The organism is Woodsholea maritima DSM 17123 (assembly GCF_000382325.1).
Taxonomy (GTDB): domain Bacteria; phylum Pseudomonadota; class Alphaproteobacteria; order Caulobacterales; family Maricaulaceae; genus Woodsholea; species Woodsholea maritima.
The window spans coordinates 551321-575171 of record NZ_KB908056.1; the positions used below are offsets into that span (position 1 = coordinate 551321).

Annotated in this window: 20 protein-coding genes; 14 read left to right on the top strand and 6 right to left on the bottom strand. The window is 55.7% G+C overall.

Annotated elements, in window-relative coordinates; genetic code table 11:
• Nucleotides 1-9: 9 nt before the first annotated feature.
• Both H151_RS0102650 and H151_RS0102655 read right to left on the bottom strand, forming a co-directional pair.
• A complete protein-coding gene (locus H151_RS0102650) occupies nt 10-1086 on the bottom strand; it encodes an efflux RND transporter periplasmic adaptor subunit (RefSeq protein ID WP_019960078.1) in 1077 nt (358 codons plus the stop codon).
• Nucleotides 1086-1655: a TetR/AcrR family transcriptional regulator gene (locus tag H151_RS0102655; protein ID WP_019960079.1), complete on the bottom strand. Its 570-nt coding sequence runs from the start codon at nt 1653-1655 to the stop codon at nt 1086-1088. Before H151_RS0102655 ends, H151_RS0102650 begins: the two co-directional genes overlap by 1 nt.
• Before the next feature lie 275 nt (nt 1656-1930).
• On the opposite strand from H151_RS0102655, the gene H151_RS0102660 reads away from it, so the two are divergent.
• Together H151_RS0102660 and H151_RS0102665 are read left to right on the top strand one after the other, a co-directional pair.
• Nucleotides 1931-3178 carry a hypothetical protein gene (locus H151_RS0102660; RefSeq protein ID WP_019960080.1) on the top strand — a complete coding sequence of 416 codons (1248 nt, stop codon included), beginning with the start codon at nt 1931-1933 and terminating at the stop codon, nt 3176-3178.
• A gap of 237 nt (nt 3179-3415) precedes the next feature.
• Nucleotides 3416-5032, top strand: a complete 1617-nt coding sequence (locus H151_RS0102665; protein WP_019960081.1) for a sensor histidine kinase — start codon at nt 3416-3418, stop codon at nt 5030-5032.
• Here the strand turns inward: H151_RS0102665 and thrS are convergent.
• On the bottom strand, nt 5029-6888 hold the full coding sequence (thrS, locus tag H151_RS0102670; protein ID WP_019960082.1) for a threonine--tRNA ligase: 1860 nt from the start codon (nt 6886-6888) through the stop codon (nt 5029-5031). The genes H151_RS0102665 and thrS overlap by 4 nt on opposite strands.
• Before the next feature lie 104 nt (nt 6889-6992).
• A complete protein-coding gene (gene hemN, locus H151_RS0102675) occupies nt 6993-8336 on the bottom strand; it encodes an oxygen-independent coproporphyrinogen III oxidase (RefSeq protein ID WP_019960083.1) in 1344 nt (447 codons plus the stop codon).
• 529 nt (nt 8337-8865) lie between these two features.
• Here hemN and H151_RS15265 point away from each other — a divergent pair.
• Nucleotides 8866-9645 (top strand): GntR family transcriptional regulator, encoded by a 780-nt coding sequence (locus H151_RS15265; RefSeq protein WP_083918378.1) that lies wholly within the window; start codon nt 8866-8868, stop codon nt 9643-9645.
• A 74-nt stretch (nt 9646-9719) separates the two neighbouring features.
• On the opposite strand, the gene H151_RS16795 is transcribed toward H151_RS15265, so the two are convergent.
• Nucleotides 9720-11414, bottom strand: a complete 1695-nt coding sequence (locus H151_RS16795) for a methyl-accepting chemotaxis protein (protein WP_169336697.1) — start codon at nt 11412-11414, stop codon at nt 9720-9722.
• 116 nt (nt 11415-11530) lie between these two features.
• Complete coding sequence (gene gcvA / locus H151_RS0102690; protein ID WP_019960086.1) at nt 11531-12457, bottom strand: transcriptional regulator GcvA; 927 nt, start codon at nt 12455-12457, stop codon at nt 11531-11533.
• A gap of 104 nt (nt 12458-12561) precedes the next feature.
• On the opposite strand from gcvA, the gene cysG reads away from it, so the two are divergent.
• From cysG to H151_RS0102745, 11 genes are all read left to right on the top strand, one after another.
• Nucleotides 12562-13968 carry a siroheme synthase CysG gene (gene cysG / locus H151_RS0102695; RefSeq protein WP_019960087.1) on the top strand — a complete coding sequence of 469 codons (1407 nt, stop codon included), beginning with the start codon at nt 12562-12564 and terminating at the stop codon, nt 13966-13968.
• Nucleotides 13968-14243, top strand: coding sequence for a DUF2849 domain-containing protein (locus H151_RS15275; RefSeq protein ID WP_019960088.1), 276 nt, complete (start codon nt 13968-13970; stop codon nt 14241-14243). Before cysG ends, H151_RS15275 begins: the two co-directional genes overlap by 1 nt.
• 12 nt (nt 14244-14255) lie before the next feature.
• A complete protein-coding gene (locus H151_RS0102705) occupies nt 14256-15890 on the top strand; it encodes a nitrite/sulfite reductase (protein WP_019960089.1) in 1635 nt (544 codons plus the stop codon).
• Nucleotides 15880-16989 carry a phosphoadenylyl-sulfate reductase gene (locus tag H151_RS17290; protein ID WP_019960090.1) on the top strand — a complete coding sequence of 370 codons (1110 nt, stop codon included), beginning with the start codon at nt 15880-15882 and terminating at the stop codon, nt 16987-16989. The genes H151_RS0102705 and H151_RS17290 overlap by 11 nt, the downstream gene beginning before the upstream one ends.
• A gap of 6 nt (nt 16990-16995) precedes the next feature.
• Nucleotides 16996-18027: a cysteine synthase A gene (locus tag H151_RS0102715; RefSeq protein WP_019960091.1), complete on the top strand. Its 1032-nt coding sequence runs from the start codon at nt 16996-16998 to the stop codon at nt 18025-18027.
• Between the two features lie 28 nt (nt 18028-18055).
• Nucleotides 18056-18835: a ferredoxin--NADP reductase gene (locus H151_RS0102720; RefSeq protein ID WP_019960092.1), complete on the top strand. Its 780-nt coding sequence runs from the start codon at nt 18056-18058 to the stop codon at nt 18833-18835.
• Nucleotides 18836-18977: 142 nt separating this feature from the next.
• The gene (locus H151_RS0102725) at nt 18978-19349 is read left to right on the top strand and encodes a glycine zipper family protein (protein WP_019960093.1); all 372 of its coding nucleotides are present in this window, start codon (nt 18978-18980) and stop codon (nt 19347-19349) included.
• A gap of 204 nt (nt 19350-19553) precedes the next feature.
• Nucleotides 19554-20426, top strand: a complete 873-nt coding sequence (locus H151_RS0102730) for an AfsR/SARP family transcriptional regulator (protein ID WP_019960094.1) — start codon at nt 19554-19556, stop codon at nt 20424-20426.
• A gap of 337 nt (nt 20427-20763) precedes the next feature.
• Nucleotides 20764-21027, top strand: a complete 264-nt coding sequence (locus tag H151_RS0102735) for a hypothetical protein (protein ID WP_156823345.1) — start codon at nt 20764-20766, stop codon at nt 21025-21027.
• The gene (locus H151_RS0102740; RefSeq protein WP_019960096.1) at nt 21027-23273 is read left to right on the top strand and encodes a phage tail sheath family protein; all 2247 of its coding nucleotides are present in this window, start codon (nt 21027-21029) and stop codon (nt 23271-23273) included. Before H151_RS0102735 ends, H151_RS0102740 begins: the two co-directional genes overlap by 1 nt.
• 45 nt (nt 23274-23318) lie before the next feature.
• Nucleotides 23319-23831: a phage tail protein gene (locus tag H151_RS0102745; RefSeq protein WP_019960097.1), complete on the top strand. Its 513-nt coding sequence runs from the start codon at nt 23319-23321 to the stop codon at nt 23829-23831.
• The last annotated feature ends 20 nt before the right edge of the window (nt 23832-23851 follow it).

Here is a 23851-nt window from a genome sequence, read left to right on the forward strand (position 1 = left end):
CGCCCCCGCCTAGTGTTGTGCGTCAGACGTGTGCGTCGCGCGCGCCATGGGACGAACTTTCATCCCCTCGCTCAACGCGGTTACACCAGCGGTGACGACTTGCTCACCCGGCTCCAAGCCTTGGGTGATCAAGATCTGGTCTTGGGCAAGATCACGCGTTTCAACCCGGCGCGCATGAACCTCGCCATTATCCTCATCATAGACCCACACCCGGAAGCTACCGTCTGGGGCACTATCAAGCGCCGATAACGGCACTTCTATCCCGGCCCCGGCCCGGCTTTGGTCATACGTGACAAGCACACTCGCCGTCATACCGGGCAGGATATTGGCCGGAATATGATCAGGCAGAGCCAGGATCACGCTATAGGTTTGAGAGGTAGCTTGAGGCTCGGCCACCAGCTCGCGATATTCCAAATCAAAGCTTTGGTCCGGCAAGAAAGGAAAGCTCGCGCGTAAAGTAACGACATCGTCCTTATCAAATTGCGCCACCAAAGCCTCAGGCACCGAAATCGCGACCCGCAATTCACTGATGTCCTGCAGACGCATCACCGGCTGCCCCCCGGCCACGGTGGTGAAATTATCGACCAAGCGACGGCTGACCAAGGCATCAAAGGGCGCGCGAATGGTCGTGTAGGTCAAATTCTGACGCGCATTTTGCACGGCGACTTCAGCCAGATCGAAATCCGTCTGAGCATCTTCCAAGGCCGCATCGGCCGAGATGCCGCGATCATGCAGCGTTTGTTGGCGTTCCAGCGCGGTGCGGGCCTGTTGCAATTCAACCTGTGCCGTACGCAAAGCGCGCTCATAATCTTGCTGTTCAAGACGGGCCAGCAAATCGCCCTGGGTGATTACCGCGCCTTCTGCCACGGGAAGCTCGGTCAAACGCCCACCGACCTGGAAGGCCATGTCCACGGTCAAACGGGCCTCAACCCGGCCAACAAATTCACGTTGCGCTGGGCCAGAGCGCGCCGCCACGGTTAACAATTTCGCGCCCCGGATCGGGTCAGCAGGCGGTGCGGGCGGTTCACCACAGGCGCTTAGAAGCAAGCCTAAAGCGGTAACAGAAAATAGTGCGAACCGGGTCATCAACAGGCCTCCGAAACCATGGTCATAATGCGCGCTGTAACAGCCGCGCGTTCTTCCGGGGTGAGAAAATCCAGCCCCAAAATATCTGAAAAGTGCAAGCCATCCCCAACTAGTAATGTGATGAGGACTAAAGTTGGGTCTTTCGTTTCCTCAAGCACGCGCGCACGCACGGCGTGCACGGCGTCTCGAACCGGGTTGATCAACTCAGGATGCTCGGCCACAGCGGCCAAAATCGCCATCGAAACGCGCGGCGATTTGCGTGAATGCTCCATCCCGACGCGCACGATCGCGGGCAAGACCGGCTCACCCTTGGCTTCAGCGTCTTGGGTCGCCTGATCAAACTCACCATTGATCATATCAATCATGCGCGTGATCATCCCCTCCACCAAGGCCTGCTTGGAAGAGAAATAATAAAGCACGCCGCCTTTGGAAAAGCCGCTTTCCTTGACCACCGCATCAATGGTCAAACGCCGCGCACCACCCGCCTCCACCACGCGCTCAGCCGCATCTAAGATCGCGTCGCGGGTCGAAGGCTTAGTCGCACCTTGAGGGGAGTTTTTGTTCGACATATCAACCTATTTATTGTGTACCGTCTGGACGGTTGAGGCGCTCTATAAACCGTCCAGACGGTACAGACAAGATGGAAGTGCAGTTGCAGCATCTCAGCGCCTCAAAAGCAACCCTTAATTTTCAATAACTTATAAAATTGCCCCATAAATATCGTAAGAATTTCGTTTTAGTCAGCTTTGTGAAACTTCTGTGAAAGCAGTCCTTAACAGTTGGTTTATCAGGCTAAGAGCGCTATCGCCTCAAAGGATTTGGCGCATGGAGGGGACCCGCGACCATGGAAGCGATCAGTCAATTTCAGATCTTTTCGGTACCGGTGATAGCGTTAGTCGGCTTCTGTTTGGCGTCCTACGCCATCGTTGCCAATGACGTTATTCAAACACTCGGCACCTTCTTATCATCCAATGCCAAGCGCCCTTGGGTTATCCTCTGGGTCTATGCCGCGACGATCATCGTTGCCGTCATGGCCTATGGCTGGTTTACCCACAGCGGCGATATTGCCTTTGGTCGCTTGAATAAAATCCCTTTCCCTGAAGGCGGCATTCAGTGGTGGCATGCCATTCCACCGCTCTTCCTTCTTGTGATGACGCGCTTTGGCATCCCGGTTTCAACAACCTTCCTGGTGTTGACAATCTTCACCTTTACTGGCGGGACGGCCACCGAAGGTGTGCTGGGCAAAATGTTGTTCAAAAGCCTGATGGGCTATGTCGTGGCCTTCGTCGCCGCTGGCGTGCTCTATGCGCTCATCTCGCGCATGTTTGAAAAATGGGTTCACAAAACCCAAAGCGACAACCACCACATCATCTGGTATGTGCTTCAGTGGCTTTCGACCGCTTTCTTGTGGTCACAATGGTTGATGCAGGATTTAGCGAACATCTTCGTCTTCTTGCCGCGCGAAACCGTTGTGGATGCCAATGGCGATGTCACTGTTGCCTTTAGTGCGGGCCTGATTATCTTCGCTACGCTATTGATGGTCGCGCTCCACGCGATTATCTTCGCGACCCGGGGCGGTGAGATCCAGAAAATCGTTCTAACCAAAACCAACACGGTTGACCCGCGCGCTGCGACCCTGATCGACCTCAGCTATGGTTTGATCCTATGGTATTTCAAAGAGCTCAATGACGTGCCGATGAGCACCACCTGGGTCTTCCTGGGTCTGCTCGCTGGCCGCGAGCTGGCCATCTCTCTGGTCGCACAATTGCGCAGCGTTGGCGAAGCTGTCTTTGACGTTATCACCGATGTCATCCGCGGATCGATTGGTCTGATCGTTTCTGTCGTGCTGGCTATCGGCCTTCCTGCGATTGCAACCGGTGAAGTCCCTAACATCATGGAACAAGTCTTCGGCGTTAAAGCCAGTGAAGACTTAGAAGATGCCGGCCAATCCCTCAGTGATGTTGTGGAAGAGCTGAGCGATAATACACCAGCAGAAGCGCAAGGGGGCGATGTCGACGAGACAGCCCCTGAGGATATGCCCGCGGCAACCGAGGGCGAAACCGAGGGCGAGGGTGAAAGCCAACCTCAATAAGTTCGAACATTTATCTCATTTACAAGTCTTTTCGACTACAAAGCGCGCCCCACAAGGCGCGCTTTTTCATGTACTTTTCCCAATTTCAATGATTTGGCGGCACACCTCGTGATCACCATCACGCATAGACAAGGGCGTCATTAGCCCTAACGTCTTCATAGCGCATGTCATTTGCATCTTTTTAAGAGGAATTCCTCATAACTTGAATGCATTCAATATTTGCGTTCGGAAACCATTATGCCGGATAGTGACAAGCCAGAGGTTAAGGCACCGCCCAGCTATCGCGGTCTGGGTCACGATCCCGTTTTGACCACTTTGGTCGAAACCCTGGGCAGTGAGTTTCGCACCCCCGTCGTGATGATCGTTCTTTTAGAACAAGGTGAGCCTTATATTGCCGGTAAAACCGGTATTGTCGGATTTGATGCTGAACGCGCTGCCTACCTCATCCTACCCGTCATTGAAGCGTCCAGCGCCAGCAGTGTGCGCGATATTCGCGGTCAGCGTCCGCCTCCCCCTCATGGGGTGCCGCGCGGGGTTCGCTTTCATGCCAGCGCGCCTTTAATCAATGAAGACGGCCAAGCCATTGGGGCTTTATTGATCGCGGATAGTAAGCCCCGCCGGATCGGACAAAGCGCTCTGGCCCAGCTTGACCGGTTTGCGACCCTCGCCTATGCGGCCCTGACGCGCAGCTATTATGCCGCCAAGCTGGAAACGCGGGTCCACGAAATTGAAAAGCTGAAACAACGCAATGAATCCATTCTGACCGCCTCGGTCGATGCCATTGCCAGCTTTGAGCCTATTCGCAATTTTCGCGGCGACATCGAAGATTATAAACTGGTTCAATACAACCCCGCCTTTGAGCGGATCTTAGATCGCCCCAAAGAAGATCTTCACGATGCGCGCCTGTTAGAGGCCTTCCCCCAGGCTGAAGACTTGGGCGTGTTTGAGCGCTTCCGCCAAGTCGCAGAAACGGGAAAACCCACCGATTTTGAAGAAGCTTTTACGCAAAACGGGCTTGATACCTGGTATCGCATTACCGCTGTGGCGACCGGGCAGAAAGGCTTCACCCTGACATTAAGCTCGATCCAAGAGCGTAAAATGCACCAGCAATCGCTAGAGCGCGCCAATGCCAAGCTGCGTCAATTCTCGGTGGCGGTGGCCCATGACCTCAAAGCGCCTTTACGCCATTTGCAGGGCTTTGGCCGCATCGTCAAATCGCGCATGCAAGTGACAGCCCTGCACGAAGATCTCGTCTATCTCGATGAATTAGACCGCGCCGCAGATCGGCTTAAAGCCATGCTGGATGGTCTTCTCGATTACACCATGCTGGGCAATCAAGAGCACACCCACGCCCATTGCAGTCTTCAAGATTGCGCAGAACTGGCCGCAGAGCCCCTCGGCTATGACAGCGTCGGGGCCACGCTAAACATTGATCTGGATCACCTACCCGATGTGGTCGGTGATAAGGTCCAGATCCAACGGGTCTTCCACAACCTCTTCGACAATGCCCTGAAATATCATAGCGCAGAGCCGCTGGAGGTTTCGGTCACAGGCGAGGTCGTCAAAGGCTTAGCCATTGTAACCGTGCGCGATAATGGCATCGGGATTGCGCCTGAATATCATGAAAAAGTCTTTGACCTTTTCACCCGCTTGCCCGAAGCCCAAGATCAGGCCCATGGTAGCGGAATTGGCCTGCCGATTTGTCGCCAAATCGCTGAATCCTTTGGCGGCAGCCTGGAGCTGCGCAAACCCAAAGGCCAAGAGGCCCAGGGTGAACAGGGCAGCACCTTTCAGCTCACCCTGCCCATCGCTGAGCCCCATTCCTTACGCAAGTCCAATCACGCCGCCGCTTAAGCCTCAGCTTTAGGCGCGGCGATAGGTGTATCCACCCGCTCCGCGATTTCACGGCTGATATGGGCAATCAGATCATCCACACTCACAGCGCCCAAATCACCCAAATCACGATGACGAACGGCGACTTGACCGGCCTCGGCCTCCGCATCGCCGACCACCAGGATATAAGGGATCTGACGGGTTTGCGCGTTGCGGATTTTCTTCTGCATGCGGTCGCCCGCGAAATCGGTCTCAACCCGGATACCGCCATTAGCTGATTTGGTATCGGCCGCGAACAAGCGCTTACGCACCTCATCGGCATAGTCTTGGTGACGGTCCGCAATCGGGATCACAATGACCTGGGTGGGGGCCAGCCAGGTCGGGAATTTACCGGCATAATGCTCAATCAAGAAGCCAACAAAGCGCTCATGCGAGCCCAAGGGCGCACGGTGCACGACATAGACCGGGTGACGCTCGCCATCTTCACCAATATAAGTCAGATCAAAGCGCTTGGTCGCCATAAAGTCGAGCTGATTGGTGGAGATGGTATATTCCGTACCCACCACAGACTTGATCATGAAGTCAACTTTTGGACCATAGAAGGCCGCCTCGCCCTCCACTTCCTCATAAGGATAGCCCGACTCGTCCATCGCCTCTTTCAAGATGGCCATGGCCTTTTTCCAGCCCTCGACATCATCGACATATTTTTCAAGATTATCGAAATCAGGCAGCGATACCCGCATCCAGAAATCTTGAATATCGAACATGCGATAATAATAGGCGTGCATGTGCATCACAGCCAGGAATTCATCCTTGGCCTGATCTTCACGGCAATAGATATGCGCATCGTTTTGACAGAAACCGCGCACCCGCATCAGACCTGACAACCCGCCTGAAGCCTCATAGCGATACACCTGACCATATTCTGACAGGCGGATCGGCAGATCGCGGTAAGACCATTGATCATGGGCATAGATCATATGGTGGTGTGGGCAATTCATCGGCTTGAGATAATATTCCTGCCCGTCGACATCGATCGGGGCATACATATCCTCAGCATAGTAAGGCAAGTGGCCCGACTTGTGATAAAGATCGCCCTTGGTGATATGCGGGGTGGAGACGCGTTGGAAGCCGGCCTTGCGCTCTTCCTGACGAGCAAAGTTTTCCAGCTCATCGCGCAAGACATTGCCCGCGGGCAACCATAAGGGAAGCCCCGCGCCAACTTCATCCACAATGGTGAAAAGGCCCAGCTCACGGCCCAGCTTGCGGTGATCGCGCTTGGCCTGTTCTTCCAGGCGCAAAAGCTCCGCCTCCAAGTCTTCCTTGGTCTCAAAGCACAGGGCATGAATACGCTGCAGCTGTGCGTTTTTGGCATCGCCGCGCCAATAGGCCCCCGCGATAGAGCGCAGCTTGAACTGACCCACTTGCGCGGTGGTATCCACGTGCGGACCGCGGCACAGATCGGTAAAATCGCCCAGCTTATAGAAGCTGACGATGTCGACCCCATCGGCCACAACCGAATCATCGCCCGTTTCCTTGGCGATCGCGGTGGAGCCCTTTTCCTTCAACAAGGTCAACAGCTCAACTTTGAAATCCTGGCCTTCCTTGGCCATGAAGGCGATGGCCTCATCAATGTCCAGCTCGCTCCGCTCAATACGGACTTTTTTCTTACGCAGCTCTTTCATACGCTTTTCAATCGCGTCCAAATCCTCAGTCGTTAGAGGCTGATCGAGCGCAATATCATAGTAGAACCCGGTCGCGGTCGCCGGTCCCACACCGAATTTGGCGGTGGGCCAAAGATCTTTGATGGCAGCGGCCATTAGGTGGGCGCAGGAATGCCGGCGGGTATCAAGCGGGAAGGTCTCTTGTTGCGACATGGGTCCAATAATGAGTTAAGGGTGATTACGATCTATCGGACATACGATCTTAACCCGCGCAAGTCCATGCATCGCACGCCCCAAAACTGCATTGCGCTGAACTTTTAGACCGAAACTGAGTGCTTGGCGCGCCCTTCGCCCAAATAGGCATCAAAGGCCGCCGCCAACAAGCGCGCCAAAGGCCGGTAATCAGGGTCCAGCACCAAAGCCCCGCTGTCACGCTTGACGATCCCCGCCGTGATCAAATCTTCAATCTCAATATCCGGGCAGTCCGCACTATGGGCTTCGGCAATTCGGTCCGGCACCACCCGCAGGTCACACATAATGCGCTCAATCATATCCGCGCGCATTAAATCCTCGGGCGTGAATTCAACCCCTTTGGCAATGGGGAGCTTACCCGAAGAGACACTCAACGCCCAATCACGCACATGGGTGTGGTTCTGCACATAACCTTCAGGCGTGCGCCCAATGGACGACGCACCCAGCGCGATGATCGTCTTGGCATCATCGGTGGTATAGCCTTGGAAATTGCGATTAAGCTGGCCTTCACGAGCCAGAACCGCTAAACGGTCATAGGGCTTAGCATAGTGATCAATGCCAATGCGTTGATAGCCCGCATTGATCAGCACATCCCCGATCGCATCCTCCTGACGCAGACGCGCTTCGGCATCAGGAAGGCTTTCTTGCGGGATCAAATTCTGATGGCTTTTCATATGAGGCACATGAGCATAACCAAAAACGGCCAAGCGATCAGGATCCAGGCTCACCACCGCTTCTGCCGTCGACCAGGCACTGCCGCGGGTTTGATACGGTAAGCCATACAAGAGATCACCATTGATCTTGGTGATCCCAACCTCTCGCAAATGATCAAAGCATCGCTTGGTCATGTCATAGGACTGGATGCGATTGATCGCCTTTTGCACCTCGGGATCAAAGGATTGGATACCTACGCTGGCGCGGTTGAAGCCGTGCTTGGCTAGGGTCTTGGCCTTTTCAGCATCAAAGGTGCGCGGATCAATCTCAATCGCGAGTTCAGCCGTGTCTTCAAACGTGAATACAGACCTTAACGCCCCCATCACCTGATCAAATTGCCCATCACTTAAAATGGTTGGCGTGCCGCCCCCAAAGGCCAGATGAGACACATGCAGATCCGGGGTAACTCGAGCGCTGAGCAAGGCAATTTCTTGCAACAAGCCCTCAACATATTTTGCAATCGGATCATCCGAGCGCGTTGCGCGCATATTACACCCGCAATACCAGCACAATTCCCGGCAATAAGGAATGTGGACATAAAGAGAGATAGACTTTTGCGAATTCAACCGTTTGAGCCATTGCGTATAGAGCTGTTCGCCAACCCCTGCATGAAAATGCGGCGCGGTTGGATAGCTAGTATAGCGCGGCGTACGCCGTTCAGCAAATTGGAGCAATGTTTCAATACGATCGGTCATCGCGTGTCTCTAAAAGGGGAAATCTCACGTATAAAATACCCATACATTGAATAAGGGCTAGTGCGACACATTAGACAAATCCAACTTATCCACATTTGAACGCAATCATCGAACGCGATAGAGCGAACCCCCTCCAAACTTACATTAAAGAAATAACAATCTACCTTTACCCATACACTGCCAAAACGTAAAATACAAAAATATATACTTATATTAATACCCTATTACTTTACTAACTCTTAGAAAACTCAGCTTTACTCCACTCTCAACTCTAGTGACCATGCACTTAGGCTTTCCCGAACAGGCCGCCGCCATTTCAAAGCTCCCTTAAGAAGGGAAATACCTGAGTCTAAAAATAGAATTTATTGTCACGAAATTTACCCTAAAAAGATTTTACACCTTTTATTCAAAGGCATTTCGCGAAGTGCTGAAGCTTTAGTTTACACACGTAGGAATTGATGCATGATTGCCAGCATAAAAGACTTAGCTCTGCATAACGCTCAACAATAAGACGTAATTAGGTGCCGGAATGGTCAGAATGGGTTTGTCGAGCATCGGGTCTAAAGCCCGCCGCCCCCAATCGCCCGTCGAACGCGTACGCGAAGACATCGAAAGTTTCATCAAACGCCGCGAGCTTGGTCCCAATGACCGCTTACCCTCAGAACGTGATTATCAAGATCGCATGGGTGTTGCACGCGGCACCGTACGCGAAGCTATGCTTCAGCTGGAAGCCTTAGGTGTCATTTTCCGCCAAGAGCGGCGGGGCTGGTTTGTCTCCCCTGAACGGTTGGATTTTGACATCACCCAACCCGAAAGCTTCATGGATACGGTGCGCAAGCAAAATCACATTCCCCGCACCGAAACCCTGGACAAACAACTCATCAAGGCCGATTTTGAAACCGCGCCGATCTTTGGCGTTGCGGTCGGGGCACCGCTTTATAGTATTTTACGGCGGCGCTATATCGATTCCATGCCGATGCTATTAGAGCGCATTCATGTCAGCCCAGAGACTTTCCCAGACATTATCGACCGCAATCTAGATGGCTCGATCCGCAAGATCATGCGTGAGGATTATGCCCAGATTGCTGAAGATAGCGCCGTGGAAATGTTCCCCACGGCGCTGTTATCTTATGATGCAGATTGGCTGAATGTCTCACGCGGGACACCTTGCCTTTATGTACGCCGCGTGGCCCGCAATAAAGACGGCCAAGTCATTGAGTTCGACAAAGAGCTGTGGCGCAACAATGCCTTCCGTTTGACCCTGGCGCGTCCCGGTGAGCCCAAAATCTCAGCCCTCAGCCCCACTTAGCCGAGCTTCAAACCTTTAAATAACAACCCCGGCACCGGGCACCGGGGTTGAGTTTCGCTAAAATTATAATCAACTTAAGCGCTTCGCACTTCACGCAAGAAGTCTTGCACGCGCTGACCAAAGTTTTGGGCTTCGTGCATCACCTGGCCCGAGGCATCGAGCACATCGCGCGCACAGCCCCCGGTTTCACTAGCCGCTGCGCTGACCGATTGAATGGAAGACGACACCTGCTTGGTATCATTGGCGGCGGCTTGGGCTGAGTTTGAAATTTCATCAGCCGCAGAGCGCTGTTCAGCCACCGCGCCTGAAATCGCGCTTGAGATATTGGCCATTTCCTCAATCACACCATGTACATTCTTAATGGCATCACTGGCTTGCTTGGTGGCTTCCTGGATCCCATAAACCTGTTGCGAGATGCGCTCTGTGGCTTGCCCGGTCTGACTGGCCAGGGCTTTAACTTCACTAGCCACCACAGCAAAGCCCTTACCCGCTTCACCCGCACGCGCGGCCTCAATCGTGGCGTTCAGCGCCAAAAGATTGGTTTGTTCTGCGATGTCATTGATGATCTTGACCACTTCATCAATCTGGGTCGCAGCCGTTGTTAAGCGCCCCATATCTTCACCCGTTTTCTGCACCTCGGCGACAGCGCGCTTAGCAATTTCAGAAGATCGGCTGACCTGAGAATTGATCTCGCTGACAGACGCGGTTAGCTCCTCTGCCGCAGCCGCCACAGTACCCACATTGCCCGATGCGGCTTCACTGGAATGGGCCACTTCGCCTGCGCGTTCCGTGGTACCGACCGAAGCATCCACCATGGTTTTCGCGGCCAGCTCCATCGCTTCAGCCGATTGGCGCACCGCAGCCAAGGCCTTATCCGCGGTGGAATCGAAGGCCTTCACAAGACCAGCAATCTTTTCAGCCCGCGCGGTTTGCGCCGCGACGTCTTTTTCACGCTGCGATTGGAGGCGGATATTATCCTCGCCCTTCTCTTTGAAGAGCTCCAGGCTGCGCACGATATCGCCCAGCTCATCCCCGCGCTCCAGCGCCTTGATGTTGATCGAGTAATCGCCATCCGCCAACAATGATGTCGCTTCAGCAATCTTAGCCACAGACTGGCTGGTCATCCGGCCAAAGATAAAAGATGCACCTAAGAGGATGATACTGATCACCACGGCCGTGCCCATGAAGAGCATGATCGCGGTACGGGCATTGGCTTCTTCCGCACTTTTTTGGGTTTCCGCGACTTGAAGCGCGGTATTTCCCAAGCCCTGCATGTCCGAGCTTAAAACCCCGAAGGTTTCATCAAAGCGCTTCAAGAAATTCACTGCGCCCGCGAAATCCAGCTCCAACATTGAGCCAACAACTTCCAGACCGCCGCGATATAGCTCTAATTGTTCAATGGTGTGGGTCAACGTTTCCTGGTGCGAGGCTAAAACCGCATTGCCCTGCAAGCCCTGAAGATGAGAAATCAACTCACCAATCTGGCGGTCGACTTGCTGAAACTGCGCGGTGACATTTAAATTAGGGTCAGCCGCGCTTTGTGAGACGATCCGATAGACATTGCCATTGATCATCTCAAACTGGGCACGCGCATTTTGCACCTGAACGCCAGCTTCCATGGTTTCAGCAATAACCTCACGCCCATTTGAGGCTTGGTTAAGGCTCTGCACGCCGATGAACGCGGTTGCGACCAAAGCAATCAAGGCGATAACCGGTATGACGGCAAACTTTATCGAAAAGGGCCAGTCTTTCACCTGGGTTATATTCATCGACTCACTCCAAGAAACCCCATCACTGATCTTATTCAAATAAGACCAAAAGGTGAGCGGATGCTTAACCACGACTGTTAAGGCCATCATGAAGTGTGAAAAAGATGCTTTAACCTCTAAAGCTCGTCCATGGCATCTTGGAAGCGAACCGCTTCGGCCAGGATCCAATCCATGAAGGCCCGCGCTGCGCGGCTCAGCGTGCGGCCCTTGGGCGTAATGACGTAATAGGCGGCCCCAACATCCAGGCTGCCGCCGGGAAAAATACTTTCCAGCTTCCCGGCGCGGACATAATCCTGCACCAGCGCCCGGCGGCCTAAAATCGCACCCTGACCGGCAATCGCCGCATCAATCACCATGCTGGCCTGATCAAAGCGTAGCCCACGCGCGACATCGGCGCCATGGGCCGCGCGTGAGGCAAACCAGCTGCGCCAATCTGCTCCATCGACCTGGGTTTCCGGCGAAAGATCATGGATAAGGGGCCATTGATCAAGATCGCCCGCCGCATGGGGCATGCCACAGCTTTTCAACACACTCGGCGCAGCGACGGGAAAGACTTGTTCTTTCATCAAGCGCTCGGCATTAACCCCGCGATAACCGCCCTCCCCATATCGGATGGAGAGATCGACCTGACCGCTTTCGATATCGGCCAAAGCCTCATTGGCCTGGATCCAGACCTCAATATCAGGAAAATTTGCATGAAAACGCGCCAGGCGCGGATTGACCCAGCGCGCGGCAAAGCCCGAGGGAAGGCTGACCGTCAGGCGTTCACCTTCGCGTGAACCGCGCATGGCCTCTGCCGCTTCGCCTATCAACTCAAAGGCCCGGCCCAAACGATCCAGACCCGCCGCCCCGGCCTCTGTCAGCACGACTTTGCGGCCCGTTCGCTCAAACAAGTCCACGCCCAACATGTCTTCAAGCTGGCGTATTTGTTGGCTAATCGCCCCGGCCGTCACGTTCAACTCGGCCGCCGCCAGCGCAAAGCTGCCGCAGCGCGCCGCCGCTTCAAACGCGCGCAGAGCATTAAGGGAGGGGAGAGCGGGCATGGTCGACCTTAGTTTTTCTATCCAATAAGGACAATATAACTCGTTTGTATCATTTTTTCTATACTCTTATGTAAGGGCTTCATTCTTTTGCAGGAGGCCCCGGCATGCAGACCTTTATGCCCGCGCTTAATTTGGACACTGTGACCATCGCCGTGATTGGCGAAGGTGAAGCGGCTGAAAACAAAGCCCGTTTGTTCATGGCCGCCTCTTGCCGTCTGATCTGGTTCACCCTCAACCGCAAAGCCGACATTCCTCGCGATTTGGCGAGCCGCGCCGAAGTGCGTAAAGGCCCGATTGCCTGGGGTGCGCTAAAACCCGCCCGTTTGGTCTTTATTGGCGTGCAAGATCGCGCCAAAGCCACCCATTTTGCCCGCCGGGCCCGTCGCTCAGGCGCTTTGGTCAATGTCGTCGATACGCCGGATCTGTGTGACTTTACCACCCCCGCCATCGTCAATCGGGGCCCGGTCAGCGTGGCCATCTCCACCGGCGGGGCTGCGCCCATCCTGGCGCGCGATGTGCGCTCAGCGGTTGAACAAGTTCTCTCTCCCGGTCTCGGCCTGTTGGCGCAAACCGCGCGCGATCTACGCGATGTGGTGAAGGCGCGCCTGCCGCAGGTTGATGATCGCCGGCGCTATTGGGAAAAGGCGCTGCGCGGTGTAGCCGCCGAACGCGCCGCTGAAGGCAATGCCCCGGCGACCCGGCGCGCCTTGATCGAGGTTTTGAACCGCAATGATGAAACCCGCAAAGGCATTGTCCACATCGTGGGGGCCGGTCCTGGCGATCCAGAGCTGATGACCGTGCGCGCCGCGCGTCTTATTCGCGATGCTGATGTGATTGTTCATGACCGCCTGGTCTCTGAAGGTGTTCTCGATCGTGCGCGCCGCGATGCGATCCGCATTGATGTGGGTAAGACCAAGGGTCACCACCCGGTGCCCCAGCGCCAGATCGAAGAGATTATGATCGAGCACGCCCAAAAGGGTTTGCGCGTTGTCCGCCTGAAGGGCGGTGATCCGTTTATCTTTGGGCGCGGCGGAGAAGAGCTGGATGCATGCCGTCAAGCTGGGATTGAGGCCTATGTTACGCCGGGGATTTCGGCGGCACTGGCCTGCGGCGCGAAGGCGGGCGTTTCTCTCACCCATCGTGATCATGCCCAGGCCGTGACCTTGGTATCGGGCCAGCCTAAACCCGGTGGGCGGGATGCCGATTATGCGGCGCTGGCCAGTGAAAACCATACCGCCGTCTTCTATATGGGCGTTGGCACTGCGGACAAGATCGCCAGCCGCTTGATCGAGGCCGGTCGCCGGGCCGATACGCCGGTCTGCATCGTAGAAAAAGGCACTTTGCCCGATGAGCGCGTGCTCTACACCACGTTGGAGGCCTTGGGCGATTTCATTCACAATGCCGGGGTCAAAGGCCCTGCCGTTCTGATCGTCGGGGAAGTCGCCAAAGCCCAGGCCGATATCCGCGCGCGTGAAACCTTTACGTCTACGCTTGCCAGAGAGGTCGCCTAATGCTCGCGATTACCGCAAACCGATTGGATGATGGCCGTGTGGTCTATCGCACGCCCCTGGGCGCTTGGAGCGCACATTTAAGCGAAGCTGAGCTGTTTGAAACTGCGGCTGCGGCCGAAGACGTTTTGAAACTCGCCCTCAGCGAAGAAGGCGTCGTCGTCGATCCCTATACGATGGATGTCGAGGCCGGGGTGCCCGGTGGCAAGAAACGCATCCGCGAAACCATCCGCAATACCGGGCCCAGCGCCAGTACCGTTCTAGAGCTAAACGCATAAGAGGCTTTCATCATGTATCAGTATGACGAAATTGATGAAACTTTGGTGCGTGAACGCGTCGCCGAGTTTCGTGACCAGGTAAAACGCCGCATCACCGGTGAGTTGAGCGAAGACGCGTTTAAGCCGCTACGCCTGCAAAACGGGGTCTATCTGCAACTGCATGCCTATATGCTGCGTGTGGCCATTCCCTATGGCACATTGAGCGCTGATCAGATGCAGGCCCTGGGTGAGATTGCCCGCGATTATGATCGCGGCTACGGCCATTTCACCACGCGTCAGAATATCCAATACAATTGGCCGCGCCTGGTTGATATTCCAGACATTCTCGACAAGCTGGCCGGGGTGGGCATGCATGCCATCCAGACCTCGGGCAATTGCGTGCGCAACACCACCACAGATCCCTATGCCGGGGCCGCCGCCGATGAAGTTGCCGATCCGCGCCCGTGGTGTGAGTTGATCCGTCAATGGTCGACCTTCCACCCGGAGTTCAGCTTCCTGCCGCGTAAGTTTAAAATCGCCGTGGTCGCCTCCAAGGCGGACCGCGCCGCGATCCAGGTCCATGATATTGGCCTACGCCTAAAGACCAATGCGGCCGGCGCGCTGGGCTTTGAAGTCTTTGCGGGCGGCGGTCAGGGTCGTACCCCGCGCCTGGCGGTGAAGCTGAATGACTATGTCATCGCTGAAGATCTGCTGGCTTACATCACCGCGATCTTGCGGGTCTATAACCTCGCCGGTCGGCGCGATAACAAATATAAAGCGCGCATCAAAATCCTGGTTGAAGAAACCGGACCCGAAGCCTTCACGGCTGAGGTTGAGGCTGAATTTGCCAAGCTGCAAGGCGGGGATCTGACCTTGCCAGCCGAAGAGATTGCGCGGGTGTCAAACTTCTTCACCCCGCCACCGGTGGAAACGCGCGGCTTTGACCTCAAAGCGCAAAGTCAGGCGTTCCAGATCTGGGCCGAACGCTCGGTTAAAGCCCATAAGACCGAAGGCTGGGCCTCGGTCCTTATCTCGCTCAAGCCCGTCGGCAAGGTTCCAGGTGATGCCACGGCGGAACAAATTTTCGCCATGGCCGAGATTGCGCGCCAATATGGCCTTAATGAGCTGCGCGTTACCAAAGAACAGAATATCGTCCTACCCCATATCCCTCAGGCCGATCTGCCTGCGGTCTATGAAGCGCTACGCGCGGCCAATCTGCACGCTGATAATGGCGGGCTGGTCACCGACATCATCTCCTGCCCGGGGCTTGATTATTGTAACCTCGCCAATGCGCGTTCCATCCCGATTGCCCAGGCGATTTCAAACCGTTTGAGCGAAACCGGGCTCGACCGCGAAGCCGGGGAGTTGACCTTGAACATCTCAGGCTGCATTAACGCCTGCGGTCATCACCATATCGCCAATATCGGCCTATTGGGCGTCGATAAGCGCGGGGAAGAGTTTTATCAATTGACCCTTGGCGGGGCTGCGAATGAAAACGCCGCCATTGGTCGGATCGTGGGACCGGGCCTCTCTGGGGAGCAGGTTCCGCAAGCTATTGAAGATGTCGTGCGTACCTTCATTGCGCACCGCCAGGACGGGGAAAGCTTCAACACGACGCTGGCCCGGATCGGCTTGGACCCCTTTAAGGAAGCCGTTTATGCGCATTGATCTTGAACACCGCCCCGCCTTGGATCTTGACACCGCAGAAGGGGTCAATGAAGCCAATATCCATGTCCGTTTAGAAGGCAGTGTGGATTGGGAGCGCGTGCGCGCCTTGGCCCCGCGCGTTGAGCGCTTCGACATTCACTTCCCTAAATTCGCCGATGGGCGCGGCTTCTCCATTGCGGCACGCCTGCGCGAAGATATCAAATTCCAAGGTGAGGTTAGCGCCAGCGGTCATCTGATCCCCGATCAAGCCCGTATGCTGACCCGTGTTGGCTTTGACAGCGTTGCGCCGAACTCAAACCCTGAAGATCCGGCTTGGAAAAAGGGCCTCACCACCTTTTCTGAGGTCTATCAGCCCTCCAATGATCGCCGCTCCACGGCCCTAGAAAAGCGCACGCTGGCCGCTAAGCAAGCCTTGGTCGATAGCCTCAATAAGCGTCTTCGCGGGGCCCCGGCCGATGAGATCCTGCGTGAAGCCACACGCCTGTTTAAGGGCCGCATTGCCACGCTGTCATCCTTTGGTGCTGAGGCCGGTGTGTCCTTGCACCTGGTGTCTCAAGTCGCCCCCGATACCCCGGTTCTGTTCCTGGATACTGAGCGCCATTTTGACAAAACCTTGAAATATCGCGATCAATTAAGCGAGCACCTGGGCCTGACGAATATCGTCAACATCCTTCCCGATGCGGATGAAGCCGCTGAAGACGATAGTGATAATCGCCTCTGGCAACGCGATACTGATGCCTGCTGTGATCTTCGTAAAGTGCGCCCCTTGGATCGGGCTTTGAAAGGCTATGACGCCCTGATTACGGGCCGTAAGCGCTTTCACAGTGCGACCCGGATGAGCTTGCCACCTTTTGAGCTGCTCGATGGGGTGATCCGCGTCAATCCGCTGATTGATTGGGACCGGGATCAAGTGCTTTCATATTTTGAAGAGCATGATATTCCTGAGCACCCAATGAAGGCTGAGGGCTATCCCTCCATCGGTTGCTGGCCCTGCACCCAGCCGGTGGCCGAGGGCGAAGATATTCGCGCCGGTCGCTGGGCAGGCAGTGAAAAAACCGAATGCGGGATCCATTTTTCGGCCAAATCGAAAGTGGCATAACATCTGATGACCCGCGCTAATCCTGCCATTGTGGACCTGATCGGGTCCACACCCCTGATCCGTTTGCATGGCCCGTCTGAGCGTACGGGCTGTGAGATCCTGGGCAAGGCAGAATTTCTTAATCCCGGGGGCTCGGTCAAAGACCGCACCGCGCTGGGTATCATCCGCGAGGCGGAACGCTCTGGCGCGCTAAAACCCGGCGGAGTGATTGTCGAGGGCACGGCAGGCAATACCGGAATTGGCCTGGCGCTGGTTGGCGGAGCTTTGGGCTATGGCGTTGTCATCGTCATGCCGACCACGCAAAGCGCGGAAAAGAAACAAGCCTTGATGGCATTGGGCTGTGAAGTGATTGAGGTCGACCCGGCCCCCTTCTCCAGCGAGAACCATTTCGTGCACACCTCGCGCCGTCTGGCCCAAAAGCTCAATGAAACTGAGCCCTATGGGGCGATCTGGGCCAATCAGTTTGACAATCCCGCCAACAAGGGCGTTCACGCGGCCACGACGGGCGTGGAGATCTGGGACCAGACCGAAGGTAAAATCGATGCCTTCATCTGCGCCGCCGGGACCGGCGGCACTATCGCCGGGGTTAGCGAGGCTCTACGCGCGCGCAAGGATGACATCATCATTGGCCTGGCGGACCCGGCAGGGGCTAGCCTCTACAGTTATTATACCACCGGAACGCTCGCCTCTGAAGGCTCCTCGATCACCGAAGGCATCGGCGTGGGACGCATCACCGGCCAGCTGGATAATTTAAAAGTAGACCATGCCTTTCGCATCTTGGATGAAGACTTCCTGCCGGTTCTGTTTGATCTGGTGACCGAAGAAGGCTTGTCCTTAGGGGGATCAGCTGGCGTCAATGTCACCGGTGCCATCGAACTTGCCAAAACCCTAGGCCCTGGCAAAACCATCGTGACCATGCTGTGCGACAGCGGATCACGCTATGCCGGGCGTCTTTATAATCCGGACTATCTTCAGGCCCGGGGGCTACCCACCCCACCCTGGCGGTCCATATCCCGTGCCAGCGGCCTGATCGGCTAAGGCGTTCTATAAAAACTAGAGAGAGACCATGTCCGCTTTCTACGAAGAAACGGTCTTATCCGTAAAACATTACACAGACACTCTGTTTTCTTTCCGCATCACACGCCCGCAAGCCTTTCGCTTTCGCGCGGGTGAGTTTGTGATGATCGGCCTTGAGGGCGAGAAGAAGCCGCTGATGCGGGCCTATTCCATCGCCAGCCCCACCTGGGATGAGGAGCTGGAGTTTTACTCCATCAAAGTTGCTGACGGGGCGTTGACCTCTCGTCTGCAACACATCAAGGAAGGCGACAAGATCCTGTTGGGTAAAAAGCCCGTGGGCACCTTGGTCACCGATGCCTTGACCCCTGGAAAGCGCCTGTTCTTTTTCTCCACTGGAACCGGCTTTGCGCCTTTCGCGAGCCTGATCCGCGAGCCAGATGTGTATGAGCGCTTTGACGAAGTGATCGTCACCCATACCTGCCGGACTTTGGCGGAGCTTACTTATTCGCGCGATCTGGTTGAGAGCGTCTTGAATGACGAGCTGGTCGGCGAAATGGCCAATGGCAAGCTGCGCTATGTGTCTTCCGTGACCCGCGAAGATGGGCCTTTGATGGGCCGCATCACCGATCTTATTGAAAACGGTAAGCTGTTCGAAGTCCTGGGTGAGTCTAGCCTTGATCCAACGAGTGATCGCGTCATGATTTGTGGCTCATCAGCGATGCTGGCCGATACCCGCGCCATCGTCGAGAAGTTCGGCTTCAAAGAAGGCTCAAATGCCGCTCCGGCCGATTATGTGTATGAGAAAGCCTTTGTGGGTGACGGCATATAACATCATATTAACTTTGCCTTATTTTGATCCTAAAAAGGTCCGATCAAATCTTGATCGGGCCTTTTTTGCGTCCTAGTCGGGGTGTTTACTCCCCCTCAAGCAAGAGCCATGGGGGCTCTCTTTTCTTTAAAGGCTTGGGGCCATGAAACTCGTATCTGTTATCACTTTGGGCGTGATTGCCCTTTCCACTGCAGCCTGTGCAAACTCTGGGGCCAGCTATCGTCCGATCGTGGATGGGCCACAAAGCGCGACCTATGAAAGCGATCTGGCCGCCTGCCAAGGCGTGGCGCAGCAACGCTCTTACCTCAATGGCGATGTACGCAATGACGCCCTGATCGGGGCCGCCGTTGGCGGTGCCATTGGCCTGGTCACCGGCGACAGTGAAGACGCCTGGGACGGTGCTTTGGGGGGCGGCCTGATGGGCGGGGGAGCGGCCATGCACGAAACCCGCGGTGAGCGCCGCGACATCGTCATCGAGTGCATGAAGGGCCGCGGCCACAACGTCGTGGGCTAAATTCAAAGCTTAAGGCCTTTCAAGGCTCTGACGTGATCCCCATCACGTCAGAGCCTTTACCGTATTTAGGTCCGGACAAAAAAGTTTTTTGCCCCGCCATGCACTTATCAGATGCAAGCGGTAAATTTGCTCGCCCTTGGATAGACTCTCTTTTTTTGCGAACTTACACTAGCCTCATTCATCCATGAGAGGGGCTAAGCAACCATGGTTGCGGCTTTGTCATTGCACATTATGGGCCCGCATCTGATGCGGTTAGATGGCAAGGCGCTGGCCTTAAGTGTCAGCGGACCGTCGCTGTCAATTCTGCGATATGGCCTGATTTATCCCACCCAGCCCATGCGCCGCGATATGCTGATGGAGCTGTTGTGGGAGGGACTTGATCCCGATCGACGGCGACACGCGCTCAATTCTGCAGTCTGGCGTCTGCAAAAAGCGCTCCAAGATATCGAAGGCATCGACCTCCTCACAGATAAAGACAGCTTGCGTTTCATGCTCGCGCCCGGTTTACGCACCGATATTCAAGCCCTGAGCGCCGCCGTCGAAACCGCCGAGATTAGCCCGCAAAGCCTGGAGCAATTAGGGCAACTCCAATGCCAGCTCGATGACACCCAACCCACACTTTTTGGCGGCGATATTGAAGACTGGGCCTTGAGCGAGCGCGAACGGGTGATGGGCCTGCGCATCCGGGGACAAATCCTTTTGATGCAGGGACTGGGCGAGCAGAAACGTTATGAAGAGGCCCTGCGCTATGGCCGCGCCATCCTGGATGAAGACCCCTATCGCGAGACCGTCCATTGTGAGCTGATGTGGCTCTATGTCCTCAATGGCCAACGCGCTAAGGCCATTCGCCATTTCCTCAGCTATCGTGATCTTCTGGGCTTGGAGCTGGGTATTGAACCGATGGCGGAAACCTGCGCGCTGTTTGATCATATCCGCTCTGGCCTGAATGGCGCTGTCACGCCCACACTGTGCGCGGATTTTAGCGTTTCAAGCTTTCACGGTGTGCTCCACTCGATTGAGCAATCGCGCCACGATATTTATCGCGCCTTATGCGCGCATACCCGCCAACCGGCTTAGCTTTATCTTCTCCCCCCTTTAGACGCGGCGCTGGATCCAAATCCGTCACAGCGCGTTTTCTATTCATAATTTCAATGGATACGCTCCTGCGGTTGACGTCGAGGGGGAGCTTATCTATGCACAAACCTATAGCGCTAAAAAATATAGCGAATTTCTCTTTGTTCTTATTGCTGTGAGCCATTGGTGAGCATAGCGCGCGCATCGCCTTATCGCGCGAACACTCCATCACAAGCCCTCATCAAGCCGCATAAATCGCGCCTGGCTATCCTCACGCCATGTCTTGGGCTGACCTTCAATGGGGTCAGCTCAGGTCCAGCCTGACCGAAGCGAGCCCGTTTTGAATGATCAACACACGTCCAACGGTTCAAGCGATGAGCGTTTCGCATCCAGCGATAGCGCCAGTTTTATCGTGCGGGTGCGGCGTGAACGTGCCCGCCTGGATGGGCCTGCCCAAGGGTTCCGTTTGGAAATCGAAGACGTTCAAAACGGCGAGCGCAAAATCTTCACGGCCTTTGATGGCCTGGTTCGCGATCTGCGCCAGCGCCTTGGCCCTTATATCTCGGCAAATGCCGCCAGCCCCCACCCCGAAGGAGAGCCCTGATGTATAAACATCCTGGCGTTTATATCGAGCATGTCCCTTCAGGCCTCCTCGCGATTGAGGCGGCCTCTACCTCTATTGCCGCCTTTATCGGTCATGTGCCGCGCGGCAATCTGATCACGGCCAATGCTGAAGAGGGCGAGCCGGTCTATATCACCAATATCAGCCAATATGCCCAAGCCTTTGGCGTGTTAAATGACCAAGCGGGCGGCATTCGCGATGGTGCGAACCCGGATTATTTCGGCCATAGCGTCGCCTCTTTCTTTGCCAATGGCGGCACCAAAGCCTATATCGTGCCGGTTGGGGATGGTAATGGCGATAAAGCCAGTGCGGCCTTGGTCGATCCCTTTGATAACACAATGGCCTTTTACTTCACTGCGCGTTCGGCCGGGGTGTGGGCCAATGATCTGTTTATTGAGATTGAACGCACTTTGGATGATGCCGATCCGGCCAATCATCTCTATGGCATCAATATTGGCCAGAAGAATGAGAAGGGGGAGATTGAGGCCTTGGAAGCCTTCTCCAATCTCTCGCTGAACCCCGAAGCGGGTAATTATCTCGCCGCCAAAGTCGAAGATGAATCCGCACTCATCTCCATCCGTCATCTCGACATTACCGATGGCGATGCCGGACGGCGCAAGGCCCTCATTGGGGCCTCAATTGCGAGCCTGGATCTCGCAACGCTCACCAATGCCGATCAACTGACCTTGAAGCTCAATGCCGGGGCCGAGTTCACGATCAATCTCGCCGGCGGTTATGGCGATCTGGCGGCCATCGCCAGCGATATTCAAACCAAGGTGCGCGCCGGGGCCGGTGAGGCGCGTACCGGCTTCACCGCAGCCATCACCAGCGATAAGCGTCTGTTGATGATCCCTGGCGGAAATGTTGCCAACCCTGCGATTGCGGCCAAAGGCTCTGCCACCGCGCTCAAGCTGGGTCTTGACCCCACCGTTCATCGCGGGCGTCCCGTTGGGGCGATTGATTTCGCTGCCCTTAATGGTCAGAGTGTGACCCTGACCGTCGGTGCAAAAAATGCCGTGGTCAATCTCGCCAACCCCGCCAATCTCGCCGCCGTCGCAACACAAATTCAAGATGCTGTACGCGCTGCGCCCAATGCGGTCGCCAGCTTCTCTGCCGATGTGGTCAATGACCGCTTGGTGATGCGCACGAACGACGCCTTTGTCGCCAGCGCCGTTCAGGTGACCGGCGGCACGGGCGCAGAGACCGTTGGGCTTTTTGCCGCCGATGCTGGGGAGCTTCGTCCCACCGCCGTCAATTATCCTGAAAGCTATAATGGAGCCACCAACAGCGCCGAAACCCGCATGGCCGGTGGGCTGGATCATGGGGCCCCCAATGTGGCGGCCTATCGCGCGGCCTTCATTCGCCTGAGGGATTATCGCGACATCTCCATCGTGCTGACACCAGGTCATCACTGGATTGAGGGCGGGGATAACTCCATCATCGAAGCCGCGCTCGCCCATTGTGAATTTATGCAGAACCGCTTGCTGTTGATTGACCCGCCGCGCCCCACCCAAGCGACCAAGCTGGAAACCCCCAAAGACATTAAGGATCTGGGGGCACCCACCTCGCCTTATAGTGCGCTCTATTATCCTTGGCTGACGGTGGCCAACCCCCATTATGATCCCGATACCGCCGCCAATAAGCCCAAAACCGTCGACATTCCCCCGTCCTCCTTTGCAGCGGGTCTATGGGCGCGCACGGATGCGCGGCGCGGGGTTTGGAAAGCTCCTGCCGGGCTAGAAGCCAGCGTGCGCGGTGCGCTCAGCCCGACCGTGCGCATTGGCGATGATCTTCAGGACAATCTCAATGAGTGGGGCGTCAATTGCCTGCGCTCCATCATTGGGCCAACGGTGATTTGGGGCGCACGCACCCTGGCCACCAAGACCAAGCCAGAATTTCGCTATGTCCCGGTGCGTCGCACCCAGAGCATGATCGGGGAAAGCCTTTATGGCGCGCTGCAAACGGTGGTCTTTGAACCGAATGATCACAAGTTGTGGTCCGCACTGAAAGCGGCCGCCGCCACCTTCATGGAAAGCCTGCATCGGGCCGGGGCTTTCCAGCCCGCCAAAGCCTCCGAAGCCTTTTATGTCCAATGCGGGTTAGGCGAAACCATGACCCAGGGCGACATTGATGGCGGCATTGTGCGTCTGGTGGTCGGCTTTGCGCCCTTGAAACCGGCGGAATTCGTTGTCGTTCAGATCAAACAAATCGTGGGCCGTTCGGCCTAGGGCACGCTGCGTATGCGACCCTATAGACGTTGAAGGAGACTTGTCATGCCCGCACCGATGTTCCCCACGAACGCCCACCGCCATGATCCCTATCGCACCTTCAAATTTCAGGTGACGATTGATGCCAAAACCGTGGCGGGTCTGTCGAAAATGGGCGCGTTGAAACGCACCACCGAACAGGTCAAATGGCGCGCTGCCGGTGATCCCTCATACCAGCGTATCATGCCAGGCGGATCCAGCTTTGAAGCCGTGACTTTGGAGCAAGGGCTCAGCCATGACACGATTTTCGAAGAATGGGCCAATGCCGTCAATAATGTCGCCGATGGCGATGCGGGGATGAGCCTGTTAAAATATCGCCGTGAAGTGGTGATCAATGTGCTCAATCTGCAAGGCATTCCGGCGATTTCCTATCGCCTGCGCCGGGCCTGGGTTTCGGAATATCAGGCCCTGCCGGAATTTGATGCCAACAATATGAATACGGTCGGCATTCAATCCATCACCATCCAGCATGAAGGCTTCATACGCACCAGCCCGGCTGAAGATCCGGCAGAAACCTAAGGCTAAGCGCTAAAGCGTGT